Source organism: Acidovorax sp. GW821-FHT09A11, assembly GCF_059418365.1.
Map to the genome: position 1 here is coordinate 151,284 of NZ_JBWKPS010000004.1, position 20,568 is coordinate 171,851.

Annotated in this window: 20 protein-coding genes; all 20 read left to right on the plus strand. The window is 63.7% G+C overall.

Annotated features, from left to right (window positions below):
- The first annotated feature begins 52 nt into the window (after positions 1 to 52).
- The 20 genes from AC07PV_RS11835 (at position 53) to AC07PV_RS11930 (ending at position 20,531) form a co-directional block, all read left to right on the plus strand.
- The gene (locus AC07PV_RS11835) at positions 53 to 508 is read left to right on the plus strand and encodes a hypothetical protein (RefSeq protein ID WP_218340505.1); all 456 of its coding nucleotides are present in this window, start codon (positions 53 to 55) and stop codon (positions 506 to 508) included.
- A 173-nt stretch (positions 509 to 681) separates the two neighbouring features.
- Entirely contained in the window at positions 682 to 1,641 is a 960-nt protein-coding gene (locus tag AC07PV_RS11840; RefSeq protein WP_218340504.1) for a hypothetical protein, read from the plus strand.
- Between the two features lie 219 nt (positions 1,642 to 1,860).
- Positions 1,861 to 2,910, plus strand: coding sequence for a hypothetical protein (locus AC07PV_RS11845; protein WP_494630326.1), 1,050 nt, complete (start codon positions 1,861 to 1,863; stop codon positions 2,908 to 2,910).
- Positions 2,911 to 2,926: 16 nt separating this feature from the next.
- Positions 2,927 to 3,820, plus strand: a complete 894-nt coding sequence (locus AC07PV_RS11850) for a peptidyl-prolyl cis-trans isomerase (protein WP_218340502.1) — start codon at positions 2,927 to 2,929, stop codon at positions 3,818 to 3,820.
- Positions 3,821 to 3,991: 171 nt separating this feature from the next.
- Positions 3,992 to 4,969: a glycosyltransferase family 2 protein gene (locus AC07PV_RS11855; protein ID WP_218340501.1), complete on the plus strand. Its 978-nt coding sequence runs from the start codon at positions 3,992 to 3,994 to the stop codon at positions 4,967 to 4,969.
- Positions 4,970 to 4,971: 2 nt separating this feature from the next.
- On the plus strand, positions 4,972 to 6,195 hold the full coding sequence (locus AC07PV_RS11860; RefSeq protein ID WP_494630327.1) for a glycosyltransferase family 4 protein: 1,224 nt from the start codon (positions 4,972 to 4,974) through the stop codon (positions 6,193 to 6,195).
- The gene (locus AC07PV_RS11865; RefSeq protein ID WP_494630328.1) at positions 6,195 to 7,115 is read left to right on the plus strand and encodes an NAD-dependent epimerase/dehydratase family protein; all 921 of its coding nucleotides are present in this window, start codon (positions 6,195 to 6,197) and stop codon (positions 7,113 to 7,115) included. Before AC07PV_RS11860 ends, AC07PV_RS11865 begins: the two co-directional genes overlap by 1 nt.
- Entirely contained in the window at positions 7,112 to 7,936 is an 825-nt protein-coding gene (locus AC07PV_RS11870) for an ABC transporter permease (protein WP_255591265.1), read from the plus strand. Before AC07PV_RS11865 ends, AC07PV_RS11870 begins: the two co-directional genes overlap by 4 nt.
- Before the next feature lie 4 nt (positions 7,937 to 7,940).
- Positions 7,941 to 9,164, plus strand: a complete 1,224-nt coding sequence (locus AC07PV_RS11875) for an ABC transporter ATP-binding protein (RefSeq protein WP_494630330.1) — start codon at positions 7,941 to 7,943, stop codon at positions 9,162 to 9,164.
- A 44-nt stretch (positions 9,165 to 9,208) separates the two neighbouring features.
- Positions 9,209 to 10,060, plus strand: a complete 852-nt coding sequence (locus AC07PV_RS11880) for a lysophospholipid acyltransferase family protein (RefSeq protein WP_255591264.1) — start codon at positions 9,209 to 9,211, stop codon at positions 10,058 to 10,060.
- Positions 10,047 to 11,060, plus strand: coding sequence for a class I SAM-dependent methyltransferase (locus tag AC07PV_RS11885; RefSeq protein WP_494630331.1), 1,014 nt, complete (start codon positions 10,047 to 10,049; stop codon positions 11,058 to 11,060). The genes AC07PV_RS11880 and AC07PV_RS11885 overlap by 14 nt, the downstream gene beginning before the upstream one ends.
- A gap of 17 nt (positions 11,061 to 11,077) precedes the next feature.
- Positions 11,078 to 11,719, plus strand: a complete 642-nt coding sequence (locus AC07PV_RS11890; RefSeq protein WP_218293201.1) for an acyltransferase — start codon at positions 11,078 to 11,080, stop codon at positions 11,717 to 11,719.
- A gap of 53 nt (positions 11,720 to 11,772) precedes the next feature.
- Entirely contained in the window at positions 11,773 to 12,423 is a 651-nt protein-coding gene (locus tag AC07PV_RS11895; RefSeq protein ID WP_494630332.1) for a lytic transglycosylase domain-containing protein, read from the plus strand.
- A gap of 216 nt (positions 12,424 to 12,639) precedes the next feature.
- Entirely contained in the window at positions 12,640 to 13,743 is a 1,104-nt protein-coding gene (locus AC07PV_RS11900; RefSeq protein ID WP_218293203.1) for an MraY family glycosyltransferase, read from the plus strand.
- Between the two features lie 84 nt (positions 13,744 to 13,827).
- Positions 13,828 to 14,718 (plus strand): acetylglutamate kinase, encoded by an 891-nt coding sequence (argB, locus tag AC07PV_RS11905; protein WP_218293204.1) that lies wholly within the window; start codon positions 13,828 to 13,830, stop codon positions 14,716 to 14,718.
- A gap of 18 nt (positions 14,719 to 14,736) precedes the next feature.
- On the plus strand, positions 14,737 to 15,429 hold the full coding sequence (locus AC07PV_RS11910; RefSeq protein ID WP_218293205.1) for a response regulator transcription factor: 693 nt from the start codon (positions 14,737 to 14,739) through the stop codon (positions 15,427 to 15,429).
- 95 nt (positions 15,430 to 15,524) lie between these two features.
- Positions 15,525 to 16,973, plus strand: coding sequence for a sensor histidine kinase (locus AC07PV_RS11915; protein WP_492255354.1), 1,449 nt, complete (start codon positions 15,525 to 15,527; stop codon positions 16,971 to 16,973).
- 176 nt (positions 16,974 to 17,149) lie between these two features.
- Entirely contained in the window at positions 17,150 to 17,812 is a 663-nt protein-coding gene (gene slmA, locus AC07PV_RS11920) for a nucleoid occlusion factor SlmA (protein ID WP_492244294.1), read from the plus strand.
- Positions 17,813 to 17,989: 177 nt separating this feature from the next.
- Positions 17,990 to 18,730: a TetR/AcrR family transcriptional regulator gene (locus tag AC07PV_RS11925; RefSeq protein WP_494630334.1), complete on the plus strand. Its 741-nt coding sequence runs from the start codon at positions 17,990 to 17,992 to the stop codon at positions 18,728 to 18,730.
- Between the two features lie 4 nt (positions 18,731 to 18,734).
- Positions 18,735 to 20,531: an acyl-CoA dehydrogenase C-terminal domain-containing protein gene (locus tag AC07PV_RS11930; protein ID WP_218293208.1), complete on the plus strand. Its 1,797-nt coding sequence runs from the start codon at positions 18,735 to 18,737 to the stop codon at positions 20,529 to 20,531.
- Positions 20,532 to 20,568 lie beyond the last annotated feature (37 nt).

The following is a 20,568-nucleotide window of genomic DNA, read 5'->3' on the forward strand; positions in this document are numbered from 1 at the left end:
GCTGCGGCTGTACCCGCTGCGTCGAATCCATATCCCACAGGAGAGTCTTTACATGACAGAGTCTTTCACTCGTCGCCATTTGTTCACGTGCGTTGCCACTTCTGCAGCCCTAATGGTACTTGCAGGCTGTGCCACCACGGGGGGGGGCGCTGTGTCGCCCGAAGATGACAAGGCCGCATTGCTCAAGCGCGCGCACGCTTATTGGGCATTGCTGCGCGCCAACGACAATCTGGCGGCCTGGCCCTATGAGGAGGTATCCAAGGATCCCAAGGCCACGCTGGAGGAATACCTCAAGCGGGGTGGCATTGGCTACGACGCCGTGGAGGTGCGGGGTGTCCGCAGTATCGAAGGGGATCGCGCCTTGGTGAATATCTGGATGCGCTACTCGCTGCCAATGCTGCGGATCAAGAGCAAGGAAGCGACGGCTGAAGACGAGTGGCGACGCATCGACGGCGTCTGGCACCACGTACTGCGCCGCAGCGTGATGTTCACCAAAGAGCAAAACTAGAAGTGTCGTTGTTTGGGTGCAACAAACAAGCGGGTAACGAGTTTCTGGCGGAAATAGGTTGAAAAAATTAAAGGTATCAGTATAAGATTGCATCAACCCAAACGGAGTACGGATGGGTTGCAGATCCCGCACAGGGTGGGAAAGCTTCCTTCAATTATCTAAGGACTGAGAAGATGAAAAAATTTGCAATGGCAGCCGTTGCAGCCGCTGCGCTGAGTGCTGGTGTGGCGCAGGCGTACACCGTGGGTACGTACAGCAATGGCTTTGTGGTTCCTAACGTGATCCACAACGGCTCTTCCGACACGACCGCTGTTGGCCTGATCAACCAATCCGCTGGTACCCGTGCCGTGTACTGGACGTTCTTCGACCAAAACTCTCAGCACGTGACCGACGGTTGCTTCACCATGACCAGCAAGGACTATCAGTCCTTCATCTGGTCTGAGCAATCGGGTGGTGGTCTGAACAATGTTCGTGGTTACCTGGTGTTCGCCGCAGGTGCATCCACCGTTGGTGGTGCTGCTCAGACCGCTTGCGCTGGCGCGGCTGTGTTGGCTACGGCTGGTGATGTGTCCCTGTCTGCCAATGCTTTCCAGGCAAACGCAATCAGCAAGGACGTGGCTTTCGTTCCAGTGATCGATGGCCCTCTGCTTGTTACTAGCGGTGTTGATATCACCAAGATGGGTCCCACCAGCTTGGAAGCTGTAGCTGGTGCTGCACAGACCTTTGGTTCCGTTGCGCCTACGTTCAGCATGCGCTACGCAATTGACCAAGCTCCTGGCGGCCTGGATACCGCTGTTGTGGTCTGGTCCACAGGTGACCATCGCGGTACCCACACTGTCAACATCTATGATGACAAGCAAAACCGTAAGTCGGTTAATTTCGCTCTGAAGAAGGCTGAACTGGACTGGTTCGATCCTGAATCCATCGCCGGCTTGCCTGCAACCTTCACCGATGGCTTCATCGAGTGGACGCCAAACACTGTGCCTGGCGACTACGCAGCTCTGGGTGGCGCGACTGGCGATGCCCTGGCAGCTAAGTCTACGGGCTCCGTGTTCACCTACTCGCAGATCAGCTCGGCTGCCTTTGGCGCTGTGCAGACCCTGCTGGGCGCACACACCACCATCGCTCCTTAATACACGCTTGGCATGGCAGGCACCTTTTGGTGTCTGCTTGTTGAGTGCGGTCTAATGGTTGTTGCACTTGTAGGTAACAACCTTGAAGGACAGTAAAGATAGCGCCGCAAGGCGCTATCTTTTTTTGCATTTCAGGGGTTGAATATGGCTTTGAGGTTTCGATCTGTGCCTTCCTGGGCGATGGCGATTACGGTGGCCTGCTTTGTGGCTGGTTGTCAAATGCAACCCTTGCAAGACGCTGCGGGCGAGGTTGAAGGTTCGGTCACATCTGGGCCACAGCAGATTGTGGTGCCAGTTCCTGTGGCTTGGGGCGGAGAGGTGCGTTGCGGCGCCAGCAACTGTCTGCTAGTGGCAGTAGAGCATGAGAACGGCATGGTGGCGCTGCACAAGATTGACGGACGGAAGTCCACGCAGCTTGACCGCCTGTCTGTTGCTTACCATCCCGATTCGGCTGTGTGGCTGTCCGATGATCTCTTGGTCGCGGCGGTAGAAGCGACTGCCAGTTTGGACGTATTTCGTGTCAAAGGAGCAAAGCTCGAGCGCCTCCAGCAGATTCCGGTCGGGTTTGCGCCCCGTGACGTGATGGTTGCCAAGGCGGCGCGGGGCAGGTATACGCTGCTGGTGACTCCCTATAGCGGAAAGGAAGTCGCTTGGGTCATGGACTGGGCGGTGGAGGATCAGCGGGAGCCCACCGTGAAGAAAATCCACTGGTGTGAGGCACCATGGCACCCTGTCAAGTTGAACAAGGCTCCTGGCATCAATGGGGCGGCGATTGCGGTGGCCTGTCTAGACGATAAACGCCTTGTTGCTGTGCCTGAGTCGAGTGTGCTGTCGACTCCGGTTGTTTTGGCTTCCTTCCCCGCCGTTTCTCGCAATGCCGCGCCGTCTCCGTCCGGCAATTGGGTGTTTGTTTCTCTCGAAACAGGGGCGCGCAATGCCAGGGTTCACATGGAAACAGGGGAACTCCAATGGATTCAATCCCCTCTGACTGGCAGTGTGTCAACGGCGCCGCTGGAGGATGACCTGGTCATCTGGGGGGAGGATGGCGAACTCTACCTGCAGCGCTTGGACGTGAAGGGCGACGTCCTGGAAACGCGCTGGCACAAGGTGAGTGGCTTTGCCACTCGGCTGCAGATACTTGATGTCGACAAGGATGGTGAACGCGATGTAGTCGCGTTCAACTCTGCGGGAGATGTGATTGATGTGGTGTACGGCCCGTTGTGGGAAGGCGCTAAAGTGGAGCGTGCGCGTCAGCAGCGTGCGCGTTGATGGAGTTGTAAAGAAGATGAGCAATCGTTTTGAAAGTTACCGCCGCATCCTGGGTGTATCGCTGTTGTCGTTGACGGGGTTGTTGGGAGGGGTGGCGGCGTGTGCTGCGAATCTGGCGAAATTTGCGGGTGGCGAAGTCATTACCGCATCCGATATGGCGCAGTACCTGGATCGCCGTGTGGATTTGCGCAGCAGTGCCCGGAACAAATGGGGCATTGAGAGGATCGTGCGCGAGATGGCCCTTACACGGGTCCTCGTTCTGGAAGGGGAGCGCCTCGGAGAGCCGCGGTTGTCTGGCCAGGAGTCCGGCCGGTTCGACGATGCTTACGCTTTCGCCATTTTCAAAAAACTGGCCCCGGTCTGCAGTCCTCCGGCGGACGGCGCAGCGGTGCGCAAGTTCTATGACGAAAATCCGAAGGCGTTTCTTGTGCCGCCTATGGCGCGTGTGAATCGTGTGATGCTGCCCATTGCCGAAGCTGTGGATTCGCAGAATGCCATGGAGTGGCTCATGGCGCAGGCCCAGGCCATTGCCTCCGGAGCTCAAACATTCGACGGCGTCGTGAAGCGGGCTGATACCATCTATCGCCTGGATCCACAGGGAGATGTGGGGTGGGTGATTCTTGCAGAGGAGAACACCATCGTGCGTGCCCTGGCGACGAGCAGAGCGGGCGATATGGTAGGCCCAGTGCGCGAAGGGGATTTTGTTTACTTGTTCTCCATCAGCGAAAAGCGTGAAGGTCGTCAGTTGTCTTGGGATGAAGTGGCCGTTTCCGCTTCTGCGAGGGCGGTGAGCTACTGCCGCCAAACCGGCAACAAGAAACTGGAGGAAGATCTGCTGTCCAAGTATGGAATGGTGATGGATGCGGCGGGTATCAGCAGCGTGTTTGACAAATCCGAATCCAAGCGGTGAGCCTTTCGGGGGCGGTCGTTACAAGCGTATATTGCTTCGCCCGGCGCGGCCAGTACAATGGTGAGTTATCCAGAACGCAGCGGTCAGTCCCGTCTGCCCTGCCAAGCGCGTTGTAGCGTTCGTGCTGGCCAAGACTTCCCTTTGAGCGACTGCCTCCGCAGGCACTAATGAATGACCGACGTCCGTGCTTCCGTATTAATTCCTGTCAAAAACGGCGGTCCATTGCTCGGCGAAGTGCTCGATACTATTCTCAAGCAGCAGGCCCCGTGGCCCTTTGAGATCATTGTGGTGGACTCTGGCTCTAGGGATGGGTCGGTTGAGTTGGTGCGAGATCGCGGCGTCCGCTGTGAGGTCATTGCCTCGGAAGAGTTCGGTCATGGCCGCACGCGGAATTTTCTTGCGTCTCTGGCCAAGGGGGAATTCCTAGTTTTTCTGACCCAGGACGCCAAACCTGCGAGTGCGCATTGGCTGCGTCATATGGTGGAGGCATGCAGCACAGAAGAGTCCGTGGCTGGGGCGTTTGGCCCCCACAGAGCACATCCCCATGCTAGGCATGTCACGCACTGCGAACTGAGCCTGCACTTCGCGGGATTTGGGGACAAACTCTCGGTGGTTCGCCTGGAGGACAAGAACCGTTTTGCGGTCGATCCGGGCTATCGCCAGTGGCTGCATTTTTTCTCCAGCAACAATTCTTGTATCCGCCGGTCGGTGTGGGAGCGACTTCCGCTGCCGGACGTGGCTTTTGCAGAGGACCAGACCTGGGCCTTGCGGGCGATTGAGGCGGGCTACGGCAAGGCCTACGCGCCTGAGGCCATGGTGTACCACTCACACGACTTTGGTGTCTGGGAGACTCTGCAGCGCAATTTTGACGAAGCGCGCTCCTTCAACCTCTATTTTGGCTACCGCATTCAGGACAGCCTGGTACAGGCCTTGAAATCCGGCGTGCACCTTGCAAAGCGTGATCTAGGCTGGCTGCGCAGCGGCGGATTGCGCGGCTGGCGGCTCTTCAAGAACGCGGGCTACATGAGCCTTGTCGAAATGGCGCGGGTCGCAGGGCAGTACCTGGGCACCCGGCACGACCGCTTGCCGGCATGGCTATTGCGCTCGGTGTCGCGCGATGAGCAATTGCAGCGCGCGGGAGCGGCCTGACCATGGCGTTGAACCTGTCAAAGAAGCTCTGGCGCGTGAAGGAGATGGCGCGCAAGGAAGGGGTGTTCGCCGCCTTGCGGGCCGTGGTGCGCCGCCTGCGCCAGGGGCCTGGGCGGTATGTCGATGTCTTTCGGCACTACGGCTTTGCGTTGCCCTATGTCCTACCGGCCCAGCCGGGCGAGCCCGCAAAGGGGGCGCTGCTGTGGTTCATCCCGGACTTCAATCTCGGCTCCGGCGGTCATCTGAATATTTTCCGCACCATCTGGCATCTGGAGCAGATGGGATACACGTCCAGCATCGTGATCGGTGCGCCCGTCATGCACCAGGATGCGCAAGAGGCCCGCGATGCCATTCGCGAGCACTTCTTTCCCCTGCAGGCGCAGGTGCTTCTGGGGCTGGAGAACTTGCCGCCATGCGAATTTGCGGTTGCCACAGGCTGGGACACGGCGTACGCGGTCCGCGCATTCACCGGTGCCACGCACAAGCTGTATTTTGTGCAGGATTACGAGCCGCATTTCTACCCGGTGGGGTCCGAGTCGGTGCTGGCGCAGAATACCTACCACTTCGGTTTCTTCGGCATCACGGCAGGGGGTTGGCTGGCCACCAAGCTGGCGCAGGAGTATGGGATGGTCACACATCCTGTGGGTTTCGGCGTGGAACTGGAGCGCTACCGGCGCCTGCCGCGCAGGGAGCCCGAGATACGCCGGGTTTTCTTCTATGCGCGTCCCCCCACGCCCCGGCGGGCATTTGAAATCGGCCTGCTGGTGCTGAATGCCGTGTGGGAGCGCATGCCCGACACGCAGTTCGTGCTCGCAGGCTGGGACACCGCCGGCTACCATATCCCGTTCCCCCACCTTGCCTGCGGCACCGTGGCGCTGGATGACTTGCCCGATCTGTACAGCCAGTGCGACGTGGCGCTGGTGCTCTCGCTGACGAATGCCTCGTTGCTGCCCCTGGAGCTGATGGCCTCCGGCTGCGCCGTGGTGTCCAACCGGGGTCCCAATGTGGAATGGCTGCTCAACGACGACGTGGCCATGCTCGCCGATTCTTCTCCGGAGGGCTTGACCAATGCGGTTTGCGCGCTGCTGCAGGACGATGCGCGGCGCCATGCCCTGAGCGAGCGCGCCGAAGTGTTTGCCCGGGCGCAGACCTGGGACATGGTGGCGAAGGACTTCGAGTCGGCCCTGTTGCACGCCCGGGCCCAGAATCCGCGGGGCGAATCCTGATGCGTTGCGCGATTCTCGGAGGAGCGGGTTTCCTGGGGCGCCACATTGGCCGGGCCATGGCGGCCGAAGGAGCACAGGTGTGGTCGGTCGACCGCGCATTGCCCGCGCCGGGCAGCGCCCCCTGGTTGACTGGCGCGGTGCAGGCGGACTGTTTTGACTTGCCCTCCTGGTGGGATGCGGTGGGAGGGGCGGACGTCATCGTTCACCTTGCTTCCTCCACGGTGCCAGCCACGGCCAGTCAAGATCCGATCCAGGACGTGCAGACCAATCTGGTGGGCACCTTGCGCCTGCTGCAGGCGCTGCGTCAGAAGACTGCACGTCCCAGGTTGCTGTTCGCATCCTCGGGAGGCGCCGTCTATGGCCGGCCGCAGTCGGTACCTCTGGCAGAGACACACCCCACCATGCCCATGGGTGCCTATGGGGCCACCAAGCTGGCGATCGAGCACCATTTGCGCATCGAGGAGGCGCAACACGGCCTGCCGTGCCGGATACTGCGTTTGAGCAATCCGTATGGGGAATGGCAACAGCCCCACGGCGTCCAGGGGGTGATCGCTGTTTTTGCGCACCGCGCGCTCAAGGCCCTGCCTGTGGATGTATGGGGGGATGGTTCCGTGGTGCGCGACTTTGTCTATGCCGCCGATGTGGGGCGGGCTTTCGTGGCCGCCTCGCGCCATGAGGGGGAGACCCGGGTCTTCAACATTGGTGGCGGCGCGGGGCACAGTGTCAATGACATCGTGCGCACGCTGGAACAATTGATCGGGCACCCTGTGGAACGGCGTGTATTTCCGGCACGCCCGTTTGATCCGCCCGTCAATGTGCTGGACATTCAGCGCGCCCAGGAAGAACTGCACTGGAAGCCGGCCATGGCTTTCGATGAAGGGGTGTCCAAGTCGGTCGAATGGCTGCGGACGGTGGCATGACGCGTCCTGTATCTCCTTCCTCCGCCGTGTCTTCGGCCGCGCCACGCAATCCGCGCCAGTTGTGGGTGCTGTGGCGGTATTGGATGATGCGCGAGTTCAAGACCCGCTATGCGGGCTCGGTACTGGGCTTTGCGTGGGCGTTCGTCCAACCCCTTGCCACCCTGGCCATCTTCTACGTCCTGTTCGGGCTGGTTCTTGCCGTGCGCGTTCCGGGACTGGACGTGGGCAACGGCTACCTGCTGCACTTGCTCGCCGGGCTGGCCGTTTGGCTCCCCTTCACCGATGCGATTGGACGGGGCGTGGGAAGCCTGGCCGCCTATGAGGATTTTCTGCGCAAGCAGCCCATGCCGGCCGAAATCCTGCCCGCGGTATCGGTGGGCGGGAGCCTGCTGGTTCTCGGGATCGGCTATGGATTGCTGCTGGTGCTGTCCGTGGCGCAGGGTGTGGGGCCCTACGCATCGATGGCGTGGCTGCCTGTGCTGGTGCTGGCACAGATTGCCCTGACCTTTGGCCTTACCCTGTTGTTGAGCATGGCCCACTTTCTCTGGCGTGATGTGGGTTCGATGGTGGCTTTCGCGTTGCAACTTTGGTTCTATGTGACGCCCATTGTTTACCCGCTGTCCCAGGTGCCCGAGAAGTTCCATGGCTGGTTCCTCTTCAATCCCTTGGCATGCCTGGTGCTGATGGTGCAAAGCACGGTGCTGCACATGCCTGTCCCGCCGGGAACTCCGGTGGCCCTGGCTGTCTGGGTCGTGCTGCTGGCGGGGGGCGGATGGTGGTTTTTCCGTTCCATGAAGTCGGCATTGGGCGAGGCCTTGTAACGCCATGACCATACGCTTTGAGGGCATAGAAAAAACCTACATGGTGTACGGCCGCCCCCAGGACAGGCTGTGGGAGTGGGTGACCCGCAGGCAGCGCCACCGCGTGCACGTGGCGCTGACCGGCGTGGACTTTGAAGTCCAGGCAGGAGAAACGTTTGGGCTGATCGGTGAAAACGGCGCGGGCAAGAGCACCTTGCTGAAGATTGCCGCCGGCACCATTCGGCCTACCCATGGCCAGGTGTCGCAGGAAGGCCGTGTTGCCGCGCTGCTGGAACTGGGTGCCGGATTCCACCCGGAGGAGTCGGGCTACGACAATATCCGCTTCATGGCCGCCCTGCATGGCCTGGAAGGCGGTGCCATGGAGGATTTCATCATCCGGGCCACCGCGTTCTCCGAGTTGACCGGGGAGACACTCGAACGGCCGGTGAAGACCTACTCTTCAGGCATGTTCATGCGGCTTGCATTTGCCGCAGCGACGGCCATCGATCCCGATGTGCTGATCGTGGACGAGGCCTTGTCGGTGGGGGATCTGCATTTTCAGAAGAAGAGCCTGAACCGCATCCTGGAGCTGCGCGAGCGTGGCGCCACCGTGCTTTTCTGTTCCCACAACCTGTACCAGGTGCGCAGCCTGTGCCAGCGGGCGGCGTGGATTCACGGTGGCCGCATACAGGCCATCGGTGCCACCGAGGGTGTAGTGACTGCCTATGAAGCCCACGAGCGGCGCCGGTACGCCCATTTGCGGACGGATGCAGTGGCCGATGCTCCCCCGAATGCCGCGTCTCCCGCGCCCGCGGTGGAAATCACCACGGCCCCGCTTGTCAAAATCACACACCTGATTACGGAAACAAGCGATGGTACCAATCCGGCGCAAGTCGACTCGTTCCAGGACCTGACGGTAGAAATACAGGTTGAATCCTATTGCGATGCCAAATTTCACATAGGCTTCTCCATAGTCCGGCCGGACAAGGACAACGTGTTTGGAACCAGCACGCAGTTTCACAATCCTCCGCGCCCTCTGTGCGGAGCAGGAACGCATCGGTTGCGTGTCCGATTTCCTCGTCTGCCCTTGCTCTCTGGCGAGTATCTCTGGAATGTCTACACCTTGGACGATACGGGCCTTCAGGTGTTGGACATGGCCGAGCTGATTCAGCCGTTCACGGTGTTGAATCAGAAGAATCGCGAAGTGGGTCTTGTGTGGCTGGATCACGAATGGCTGCCGAGCGAATGATCAATGAGTGGCGCCTGCGGTTTGCGTTCCCTGCTCTGAGCAGAATGCCCACCACCCTTCCGTGGCACCTTGCCTCGGTCATCGGGCGCGACCCTTCTTCGGCACGTCGCCTGACAGAGCAATTTCTAGTGGCGCGTTTTGAGCAGGTATTCCCTGAATCCACGGCGGTGGCTCATCGTCAGTGGGCGCGTGCGCATTTGGCGATGCTGGCTCAGGAAATCATGGATGCGTCCGCGCTGCACCGTTTGGGACAGCCCAATGGTCCTGCCATTGAGGTCACGGGATGGGAGCATGTGGACGCCCTGATTAGAAGAAAGCAAGGCTTTATTCTGGTATTGAATCATTTCGACCGTTTGCTGACATCGGCAGTCGCTTTGGCTCTGAGAGGGCTGTCGCTGAACACGCTGACCATGCCGATTCTCGAAAATCCTGGTCTGGGAGTTGTCCAGCGTGACTTTCTGATTCGGAAGGTGCGTTCATTCACGCAGATCGCCCGGGGCCAGTGGCGGACCTCCACCGAGGGAATGCGCCCGGTGTATGAGAGCTTGAGGGCGGGGCAGGCGTGGGGAATTCTTGCGGATGCATGGGCTCCAGGGTTCACCCGATTGCGCAGCCACCCTTTCCTCGGAGGACAGTTGCACCTGCCTACAGGGATCGAGCGCCTTGCGGAATCAGCCAAGGTCCCTTTGTTGCACGCGGTGACATATTCGGAGCGACCTGATCGGCTTCGGGTGGTGGTGGAGACTTTGCCAGAGAATCCACGCCAGGCCATTGATGCGGTGATTCAACGGTTGGAGCAGGATGTACGGGAGCGTCCATGGGCTTGGTGGCACTGGGGGCAGTGGGAGCAGATGTGGACACCGTCCGCATCGGAGGCAACGCATGACCAATATTGAGCGATACGACTACGCATTCGACCCGGACGGCGAGGAGTGGGCGGCCCGGTTGCTGCGCCGTATTCCGTCCGACGGAGGCTCGGTGCTGGAGCTGGGGCCCGGGCCCGGCGCCATGACCCGCGTCCTGCTGGCGCGGGGCCATCGCGTCACGGTGGTTGAAAACGACCCCGAGGCATTGGAAGTGCTCAAGACGCTGGGCGTGGAGGTCATTCCCGGAAATCTGGATGGCACGGACTGGCTGGATGCGATCGCGGGAAGGCGGTTTGATGCGGTGATGGCCTGCGATGTGCTGGAGCACCTCAGAAAACCGGAGGACGTGCTGCAGCGGTTGAGTGAATTTGTGGCCCCCATGGGCCGCCTGCTGATCTCCGTCCCGAACATTGCCTATGCCGGGGTGCTGGCGGCGATGCGCAATGGCATCTTCGACTACTCGGACAAGGGCCAGCTGGACAGGACCCATGTCCGGTTCTTTACCAAGCGCAGCATTGAAAAGGTACTGCTGGACTGCGGGTGGGCTCCCCGGATCTGGGAGGCCAACAGGGTGCCTGTCGAATGCAGCGAATTCGCCTGGTACTGGAGCGCCCTGCCTGGCGAGCAGCGCCAGGCCTTGCTGGCGGGGTGGCAGGATTTCGATGTGTACCAGTGGATGGTGGTGGTCACGCCCTCCATTGACGCTTCCGCCTGGGAGTTGGCCGAGGCACGTGGCACAGCGGACAGGCTGCGCGACGAGTTGCAGGCCCTCACGGTGGTGCACCAGCGTGAGCGCGCATCGTTGCTGGAGCACCAGAAAGCCTTTTCGGAAGCCAAGGAAATCATCGCGAAGATGCAGCTGGAGATCAAGGATCTGCGCGCCGACGTGGAGCTGCTGCGGACGGAAAAGACCGCGGTGGAGGCCGAACTCTCCGCGCTGCAAGCGCAGCCCCAGCCCGAACCTCCTCCTCCTGCAGGCCCATGGCTGCGGCTGCAGCGCAGACTCCTGGGCCGCGCGGGCGGCGCGTGACGGATTGCGGAACGGACATGTTGCTCGGGGTTCCTGATTTCACGGCATCGCATGACGGCGTGGACAGCATCGGTGCGGATTGCCGGATCGATCCGTCCGTTTCCGTCATGCGGTTTGGGCAGCGCCCTGGCGTGCTGTGCCTGTCGGATGGGGTCAGCATCTACGCGCAGACAAGGCTGGTGCTGGGGGATGTGGTCGCGGACCCTTGCGTGGGAATCCGCATCGGCGCCCGCACCATTGTCAACGTGGGCGGCTATCTGTCTGGCGAAGGGGGCCTGGAGATTGGCGAGGACGTTTTGATCGGCCCCCACGTCAAGTTGCTGTCGGCCGGCCACGCCATAGACGAAGGGGATGCGGTCATCGCGCGCAACCGCATCACCCGCGCAAAGATCGTCGTGGAGGACGGCGCCTGGATAGGGGCCGGAGCCATCGTGCTCGAGGGGGTTACCATCGGGCGCGGCGCGGTGGTGGCCGCCGGTGCGCTTGTGCGGCAGGATGTCCCCGCGGGGATGGTGGCGGCGGGAATGCCCGCTCGGCTGCTGCGCTCGCGCCGTGGGGATGCCTGGCCGGCGGCACAGGCCCCCGTGCCATCCCCCTGGTTTGAACGGGTCGGGGTCCGGCTGAAGAGCTTCTTGTACCAGGGACGCGGTGCCAAATGACAAGCAAGAGTGAATTTCGCAGAAGCTCCGACGGGCGCGGATGGGGATCGAACATGGTGGAAAGCCTGCGCAGGGCGGCGATTACAGTGATCTTCCTGATGGGGCTCCCTGCCTCTTCCTGGGCCGACCAGGTGTGGGAGTTCGTGGACAAGGATGGAGTGACCCACATTGGCAACGTGGCGCCGGGGGCGGCCGCGTCGCGGGGGCTGGTCTGGCTCCAACGTGTGCCTCCTGCCTCCGTGATGAGGAGCAAGGAGCGCGGCACCTCCGCACTGCAGTTTCCTGGCTACGACGATGTCAAGCAGCACCTGGAGGCGGCGGCGGAGGCGCAGTCGCTGGATCCGGCATTCGTGATCGCCGTTGCCGCTGCGGAATCGGCCTTCAATGTGAAGGCCGTTTCGCGCAAGGGCGCCCTGGGCTTGATGCAGGTGATGCCCGCGACCGCCGAGCGCTATGGGGTCGTGGCCCGTCCGCCTTCAGAGGGAGAACATGCCGCCATGGAGCCCAAGGTGAATGCGCAGATCGGCACACGCTATCTGGCGGACCTGCTGCGCATGTTCGATGGCGACAAGGAGCTGGCACTGGCGGCCTACAACGCCGGGGAAGGAGCCGTGATCAAGCATGGCCGCCGGATTCCGCCGTATCCCGAAACACAGCAATACGTGGAAAAGGTGATGCGCTTTTACCGCGGCATGGCGCGGTAGTGGCCCTGGACCCTGCAGCGTGGGTTTTTTCGTGAACCGTCTGCGCCGGCGCTGGCCTGGGTTGACCCTGTGTCCAGGCAGCCGAGGCGCCACTGCCGACTTCCTGCAGTGGGCGGCCGTATTTCACGCCAACGGCGCGGGGATGCCGTCGCGGGCAGCGCCAGCTAGCGCTTTCTTACAGGCATCCGCGCAGAGTACGGGTACCATCGGCCGCTCATGATCTGGTTATCTGTGGTGGCATTCATCGTTGCAGCGTTGGCGGCAGGGTTCATCGTGCGGTGGATGCGCAGCCACGCTTCCGTGTATGGCAGCGCCATGCCACAGCGTTTTCACCTCGGGGATATTCCCCGCCTGGGCGGAGGGGCGCTGCTGTTGGGTATCGGGTGCAGCTGGAGCCTGGGCATGCTGCAGTCGTCCCATTGGGGAGATCCTGGTTCCCTCAGGTTGGGGGCATGGGTCGGCGGCTGGCTGGTGGTCATGCTGCCGGCTGCTCTGGGGGGGATCGCGGAGGACATGACCCAGCGCCTGTCTGTCCGGTATCGGTTGAGCCTGACGGGCGCATCCGGTGCCCTGGCGGTGGTCTTGCTGGACCTGTCCCTGCCCCGCATGGGGTGGCCCTGGCTGGACTCCGTGCTGGCCGCTGCCCCGTGGCTGGGCATCGCCATCGTTGTCCTTGCCGTTGCGGGGCTGCCCCACGCGTTCAACATCATCGACGGCTACAACGGCCTGGCGGGCATGGTTGCACTGATCGTGTGCCTGGCCTTGGCGCACGTGGCATTGCAGGTGGGGGATCGTGCCCTGGCGGCGCTGCTGGTGTCCACCGCCGCCGCCACCGGGGGATTCCTGGTGTGGAACTACCCGCGGGGAATGCTGTTTGCCGGCGATGGCGGGGCGTATATCTGGGGCGTGGTCATCGCCCTGGCCAGCATTTCGCTGGTGCAGCGCAACGCCGACGTGTCGCCCTGGTTCCCCATGCTTTTGCTGATCTACCCCGTCTGGGAAACGATCTTCTCGATCTATCGCAAGACGGTGCGGGGCGTGTCACCCGGCGTGGCCGATGCACTGCATTTTCACCAGCTCATCTACCGGCGCATCGTGCGGGGCGTTTTCCACGACGACGAATCCCGCAGGGTGCTGATGCGCAACAACCGCACGTCGCCCTACCTCTGGGGCTTCACCTTGCTCACGGTGGTGCCGGCGGTGCTGTTCTGGAGCAATACCCCGCTGCTGATGGCGTTTTGCGGCTTGTTCGTCATCAGCTATGTGATGGCATACCTTGCCATCGTGCGGTTCAAGGTGCCGCACTGGCTGCGCCACTGAGGGCTGTTGCGCAGGCCACCCCAGGGTGCCGCGCGAATGCGGCACAATTTGCGCCTCACCGTTTTCTCTGGATGGCCCGCCTCCATGACCGACCTTCTTTCGATTGCTCCGCGCGACAAGGCTGAAATCCTGGCCCAGGCGCTGCCCTACATCCGCAAGTTCCATGGCAAGACCATGGTCATCAAATACGGTGGCAACGCCATGACGGACCCCGCGCTGCAGGCCGACTTTGCCGAAGACGTGGTGCTGCTCAAGCTCGTGGGGATGAACCCCGTGGTGGTCCACGGCGGCGGCCCGCAGATCGAGACGGCCCTGAACCGCCTGGGCAAGAAGGGCGAGTTCATCCAGGGCATGCGCGTGACGGACGCCGAGACCATGGAAGTGGTCGAGTGGGTGCTGGCCGGCGAGGTGCAGCAGGACATCGTGGGCCTGATCAACCAGGCCGGCGGCAAGGCCGTGGGGCTCACGGGCCGCGACGGCGGCATGATCCGCGCGCAGAAGCTCAAGATGGTGGACAACAAGAACCCGAGCATCGAGCACGACGTGGGCCAGGTGGGGGACATCGTGGCCATCGACCCGAGCGTGGTCAAGGCGCTGCAGGACGATGCCTTCATCCCCGTCATCAGCCCCATCGGCTTCGGCGAAAACAACGAGAGCTACAACATCAACGCCGACGTGGTGGCCAGCAAGCTGGCCACGGTGCTGCAAGCTGAAAAACTCATGCTCCTGACCAACACGCCCGGCGTGCTGGACAAGGCGGGCAACCTGCTCACCGACCTCACGGCCCGCGAGATCGACGCGTTGTTCGCCGATGGCACCATCTCCGGCGGCATGCTGCCCAAGATCGCGGGCGCGCTCGATGCCGCCAAGGCCGGCGTGCACGCCGTGCACATCATCGATGGCCGTGTGCCGCATGCCATGCTGCTCGAAATCCTGACCGACCAGGCCTACGGGACCATGATCCGCTCGCACTGACCCTTTTCGTAGCCTGCTATGCGCCTGCTGTTGGTTGAAGACGATGTCATGGTGGCCAGCGGCATCAAGTTGGGCCTGACCGACGCCGGATACGCCGTGGATTGGGTCGGCAGCGGGGAGCGCGCCGAAGAGGTGCTGCGCACGGAGTCTTTCGACGCGGCCATCATCGACATCGGCCTGCCCGCCATGGATGGGCTGGAGCTCACCCGCCGCCTGCGCCGTCCCGACATGATCAGCCCCGCCATGCCCGTGCTGATCCTGACCGCGCGCGATGCCCTGCATGACCGCGTGCAGGGGCTGGACCTGGGGGCGGACGACTACATGGTCAAGCCCTTCGAGCTGCCCGAGCTGCTGGCCCGCCTGCGGGCCCTGCTGCGCCGCTCGCAGGCCGCCACGACGGCGGTGCTCAGCTTCGGGCCGCTGGAGCTGGACACGGCAGGCCGCCGCGCGAGCATCCGCACCGGCGAAGGGGAGCAGGTGATCGAACTGGGTCCCCGTGAATGGACCGTGCTCGAATACCTGCTCATCAACGCCCCCAAGCCTGCGAGCAAGGACAAGCTCCTGCAGGCCCTGACGGGGTGGGACAAGGAGATCACACCCAATGCGGTGGAGGTCTACGTCTCGCGCCTGCGCGGCAAGCTCGAGCCGCATGGCGTGGCGCTGCGCTCGATCCGCGGGTTCGGCTACCGTCTGGAACTCCAGGCCGCCTGAGCGGAATCGGTCTGGCTCAGCGCCCGCGCCGGTGAAGACCCACCATGACGATGCCGGACCGGGCCCCTCCTTCCCAGCGGCTTGGCCTGCGCGCCATGACCTCCGACCTGCGCAACCGGCTGCTGCTTTTGCTGGTGCTGCCCTTGTGCCTGCTCGCGCTCGCGGGCGTGTGGCTGGACTACCGCTCGGCCGATGAGGCCGCCGGACGGCATGACCAGCGCCTGCTGCGGCTGCTTCCGGCGCTGGCCGATTCGGTACTGGCACCCGCGATCCGTGACAACGAGCCGCCCCTGCTGCTGCTGGCGCCGCCGGTCGAGGACTTCCTGCGCCAGAACGCCGGGTTTGCCGGGTACAGCGTGCGCGACGCCTCCGGCCGCCTGCTGCTGGGGGACGACTGGGTGCACAGCGCCGTGCCGACCACGCAGGCCCCCGAATTCCACAGCGTCGAATTTGGCGGCGTGACCTATCGGGTGGCCGTGCAGCGCGGCCGCACGGGGGCCGGCGAGCTGGTGGTGGCGCTGGCCGACGGGTCGGACCCGCGCCAGCAGTGGGCGCAGCAGCTTCTGCTGCGCGTGCTGCTGCCCAACCTGGTGCTCGTGGCCGCCGCCGCGCTGGCCATCCACTGGGCCGTGGGGCGTGCGTTCAAGCCGCTGGTGGATCTGGCCGAAGCGGTGGAACACCGCTCGCCGCGCGATCTCAGCCCCATCGACGAGGCCTCGTCGCCCGCCGAGGTGCGCCCGCTCGTGCATTCGCTCAACCGGCTGTTCGCGTTGGTCAATGCGCAGGCGGAAGGGCAGCGCCGCTTCGTGGCCGACGCGGCGCACCAGCTGCGCACCCCGCTGGCGGGCCTGCAGGCGCAGGTCGAGGCCTGGGCGATGATGGCCAAGGCCGCCGGCCCGCGGGTACCGCTGCCGGACTTTGATCGACAAATGCCGCTGGCGCAGGATGGTCAGGCGAAAGGTGCTATTGTTTTAGGAGTTGATCAGATCGAGAAGCTGCGCAATGCCACGCGCCGGACCTCACAGCTCGCGCACCAGCTGCTGGCCCTGTCGCGCGCCGACGCGCGCAGCCTGGATGCGCAGCCGCCGCAGCGCGTGGACCTGAAGGACCTGTGCGAGGCGCTGCTCGAGACCTTTCTCGATCCGGCCACCGGCAAGGGGCTGGACCTGGGGCTCGACGTGCAGCCCGTGCATGTCACCGGCCATGGCTGGCTGCTGCGCGAACTGCTGTCCAACCTGGTGGACAACGCCATCAAGTACACGCCGGCGGGGGGCATTGTCACCATCCGCTGCGGCATGCGCCAGGGGCGCACCGGGCCGCCCCGCGTGTACCTGGAGGTCGAGGACGACGGCCCGGGCGTGCCCGAGGCGGAGCGCGCCCGCGTCATGCAGCGCTTTTACCGCGTGCCTGGCACGGTGGGGGAGGGCACGGGCCTGGGGCTGGCCATCGCCGACGAGATCGCGCGCGTGCACCGCGCCTCCCTGACGCTCGGGACGGGCCCCCAGGGGCACGGGCTGCTGGTGGCTGTGGTGTTTCCGCTGTAGATCCGCCCCCCGCGCGCTCCTTGCGCGTGTCCGTGCGCGGGCCGGGCAAAAGCCTGTGCGAGAATCATTTCCATACATGATTTACGCCTGCCGCTGGCCCGTGCATGCCCATCCGGCATGTGAACCGGGCGCCGGGTGCCACTGGCCGCATGGCCCTACCAGAGCCCCTGTCCTGCATGTCCGAACTTTCTCCCCTTCCAGAGCCCGCCAGTACCGACGACGCGGGTGAAACGCCGGCTGCGCGCAAGCGGCCCAAGCCGGGCGAGCGCCGCGTGCAGATCCTGCAGGCGCTGGCGGCCATGCTGGAGCAGCCGGGCGCGGAGCGCATCACCACCGCCGCGCTGGCGGCGCGCCTGTCGGTGAGCGAGGCGGCGCTGTACCGCCACTTCGCGAGCAAGGCGCAGATGTTCGAGGGGCTGATCGACTTCATCGAGCAGTCCGTGTTCACCCTCGTGCAGCAGATCACCGGCCGCGAGGTGCCCGACCCCGCCCAGCCGCCCGACGTGGGCCAGCGGCAGGCGGCGCGCATCGTGGCTGTGCTGCTGCAGTTTGGCGAGCGCAACCCCGGCATGGTGCGGGTGATGGTGGGAGACGCCCTGGTGTTCGAGCACGAGCGCCTGCAGCAGCGCATGAACCAGTTCTTTGACCGCATCGAGTCCACCCTGCGCCAGTGCCTGCGCCCGGCCGCGGCGGGCTCCGCGACGCCCACGGTCGATGCCCAGGTGGCGGCCAGCGTGCTCACGGCGTTTGCGGTGGGTCGCCTGCAGCGCTATGCACGCTCGGGTTTCAAGCGCCCGCCTTCCGAGCACCTGGAAGCCAGCCTCGCGCTGATCCTCTAGCACCGCCACGCTGGCGGGGCCGCCGGCGGGGCCCCGGCACGCTGGAGAGCGGGCCCGCCAGGCGGTGGCGCCGCCGCAACGGGTGATTTGGGGGCCGCTCCCTATTTTTTCCCGGGGTTTTGGCCGGTCGCTGAATTTGCTGCAGAATAGAACGAACGTTCGTTTTTATTTGCCAGCATGTCCGCCACCTCTTCATCCAGCCAGGTCACCCGCATCCCGCGCGCCCGCAGCGGTACCGGCCGCGCCCTGCAAAAGGGCCAGCAAACCAAGGCGGCCATTGTCGAGGCGGCGCTGGGCCTGGCCACGCACATCGGGCTGGAAGGCCTGTCCATCGGGGCGCTGGCCGATGTCACGGGCATGAGCAAGTCGGGCGTGTTCGCCCACTTCGGCTCGCGCGAAGAGCTGCAGATCTCCGTCATCCGCGAATACCACACCCGCTTCGAGCAGGAGGTGTTCTACCCCGCGATGTCCGCGCCGCGCGGCGTGGCGCGCCTGTCGGCCATGTTCGACAACTGGATGAAGCGCACCTCCATCGAAATCGACTCGGGCTGCATCTACATCAGCGGCGCGGTCGAGTTCGACGACCGCACCGGCCCCGTGCGCGACGCGCTGGCCAGCTCGGTGCTGACCTGGCACGCCGCCATGCGCCGCGCCATCGAGCAGTGCAAGGGCCTCGCAGAGCTGCGCGCGGACACCAATGCCGAGCAGATGCTGTTCGAGATCCACGGCCTCATCCTCGCGCTGCATTACGAAGCGCGCTTCCTGCAGACCCCCGGCTCCATGGGCCGGGCCGTGCAGGGCTTTCACAACATCCTGGCGCGCTACAGCGCCGACACGCCGGCCGCTGTCGCGCCAGCCACCCCTGCTGCCGCCAAGCGCCGCAAAGTTTCCAACCAAACCACCACCTCCAAGGAGTAAACCCATGCCTACCTACACGCCGCCCCTGCGCGACATGCAATTCGTCATGCACGAAGTGCTCAAGGTCAGCGATGAATTCAAGGCAATGCCGCCCCACGCCGAGGTGGATGTGGACACCATCAATGCCGTGCTGGAAGAAGCCGGCAAGTTCGCCGCCGAAGTGACCTTCCCGCTCAACATCAGCGGCGATACCGAAGGCTGCGTGCTGGACAAGGCCACGCACGAAGTCAAGCCCCCGTCGGGCTTCAAGGACGCCTACGCCAAGTACGTCGAAGGCGGCTGGGCGGCGCTGTCGTGCGACCCCGCTTACGGCGGCCAGGGCCTGCCCTTCGTGCTGAACCAGTGCCTGTACGAGATGATGAACTCGGCCAACCAGGCGTGGACCATGTACCCCGGCCTGTCGCACGGCGCGTACGAAGCCCTGCACGCCCACGGCACCGACGAGCAAAAGAAGATCTACCTGCCCAAGCTCACCAGCGGCGAGTGGACCGGCACCATGTGCCTGACCGAACCCCATTGCGGCACCGACCTGGGCCTGTTGCGCACCAAGGCCGAACCGCAGGCCGACGGCACCTACAAGATCACCGGCAACAAGATCTTCATCAGCGCCGGCGAACACGACATGACCGCCAACATCGTGCACCTGGTGCTGGCCCGCCTGCCCGATGCGCCCAAGGGCAGCAAGGGCATCAGCCTGTTCGTCGTGCCCAAGTTCAACGTGAAGGCCGATGGCTCGCTGGGCGAGCGCAACCCCATCTACTGCACGGGCCTGGAGCACAAGATGGGCATCCACGGCAACGCCACCGCGCAGATCGCCATCGATGGCGCCATCGGCACCCTGGTGGGCCAGCCCAACAAGGGCCTGGCCGCCATGTTCGTGATGATGAACGCCGCGCGCCTGGGCGTGGGCAACCAGTCGCTGGGCCTGACGGAAGTGGCCTACCAGAACGCACTGGCCTACGCCAAGGACCGCATCCAGATGCGCAGCCTCTCGGGCGTGAAGGCCAAGGACAAGGATGCCGACCCCATCATCGTGCACCCCGACGTGCGCAAGATGCTGCTCACCGCCAAGGCGTACGCCGAAGGCGGTCGCGCGCTGCAGATCTTCTGCACGCTGCTGCTGGACAAGGTGCACAGCCACCCCGATGAAAAGGTGCGTGCCGAATCCGAAGAGATGGTGGCGCTGCTCACCCCCATCGTGAAGGCCTTCATCACCGACAACGGCCACATCAGCACCAACGCCTGCATGCAGGTCTTCGGCGGCCACGGCTTCATCAAGGAATGGGGCATGGAGCAGTACGTGCGCGACAACCGCATCAACATGATCTACGAAGGCACGAACACCGTGCAGTCGCTGGACCTGCTGGGCCGCAAGATCCTGGGCAACAACGGCGCCACGCTCAAGAAGCTGGGCAAGCTGATCGGCAAGCTGGTGGAAGAAGAAGGCGTGAACGAGAAGATGGCCGAGTTCATCAACCCCGTCGCGATGCTGGGTGACCAGATGACCAAGTTCACCACCGAAATCGGCTTCAAGGGCATGCAAAACCCCGACGAAGTGGGCGCCGCCGCCGTGGACTACCTGCGCGTGGCCGGCCACCTGGTGTTCGGCTACCTGTTCGCCCGCATGGCCCAGGTCGCGCTGCGCGAGATCGCCGCCGGCAACACCGACCCGTTCTACGGCGCCAAGCTGCAGACCGCGCGTTTCTACTTCGCCAAGCTGTTCCCTGAAACGGCGACGCTGATGCGCACGGCCCGTGCCGGCAGCAAGGTGCTGATGGACACCGATCTGGCCCTGGCCTGATCGGTGCATCGTGCGGATTTCAAGCCTTTTTGCCACG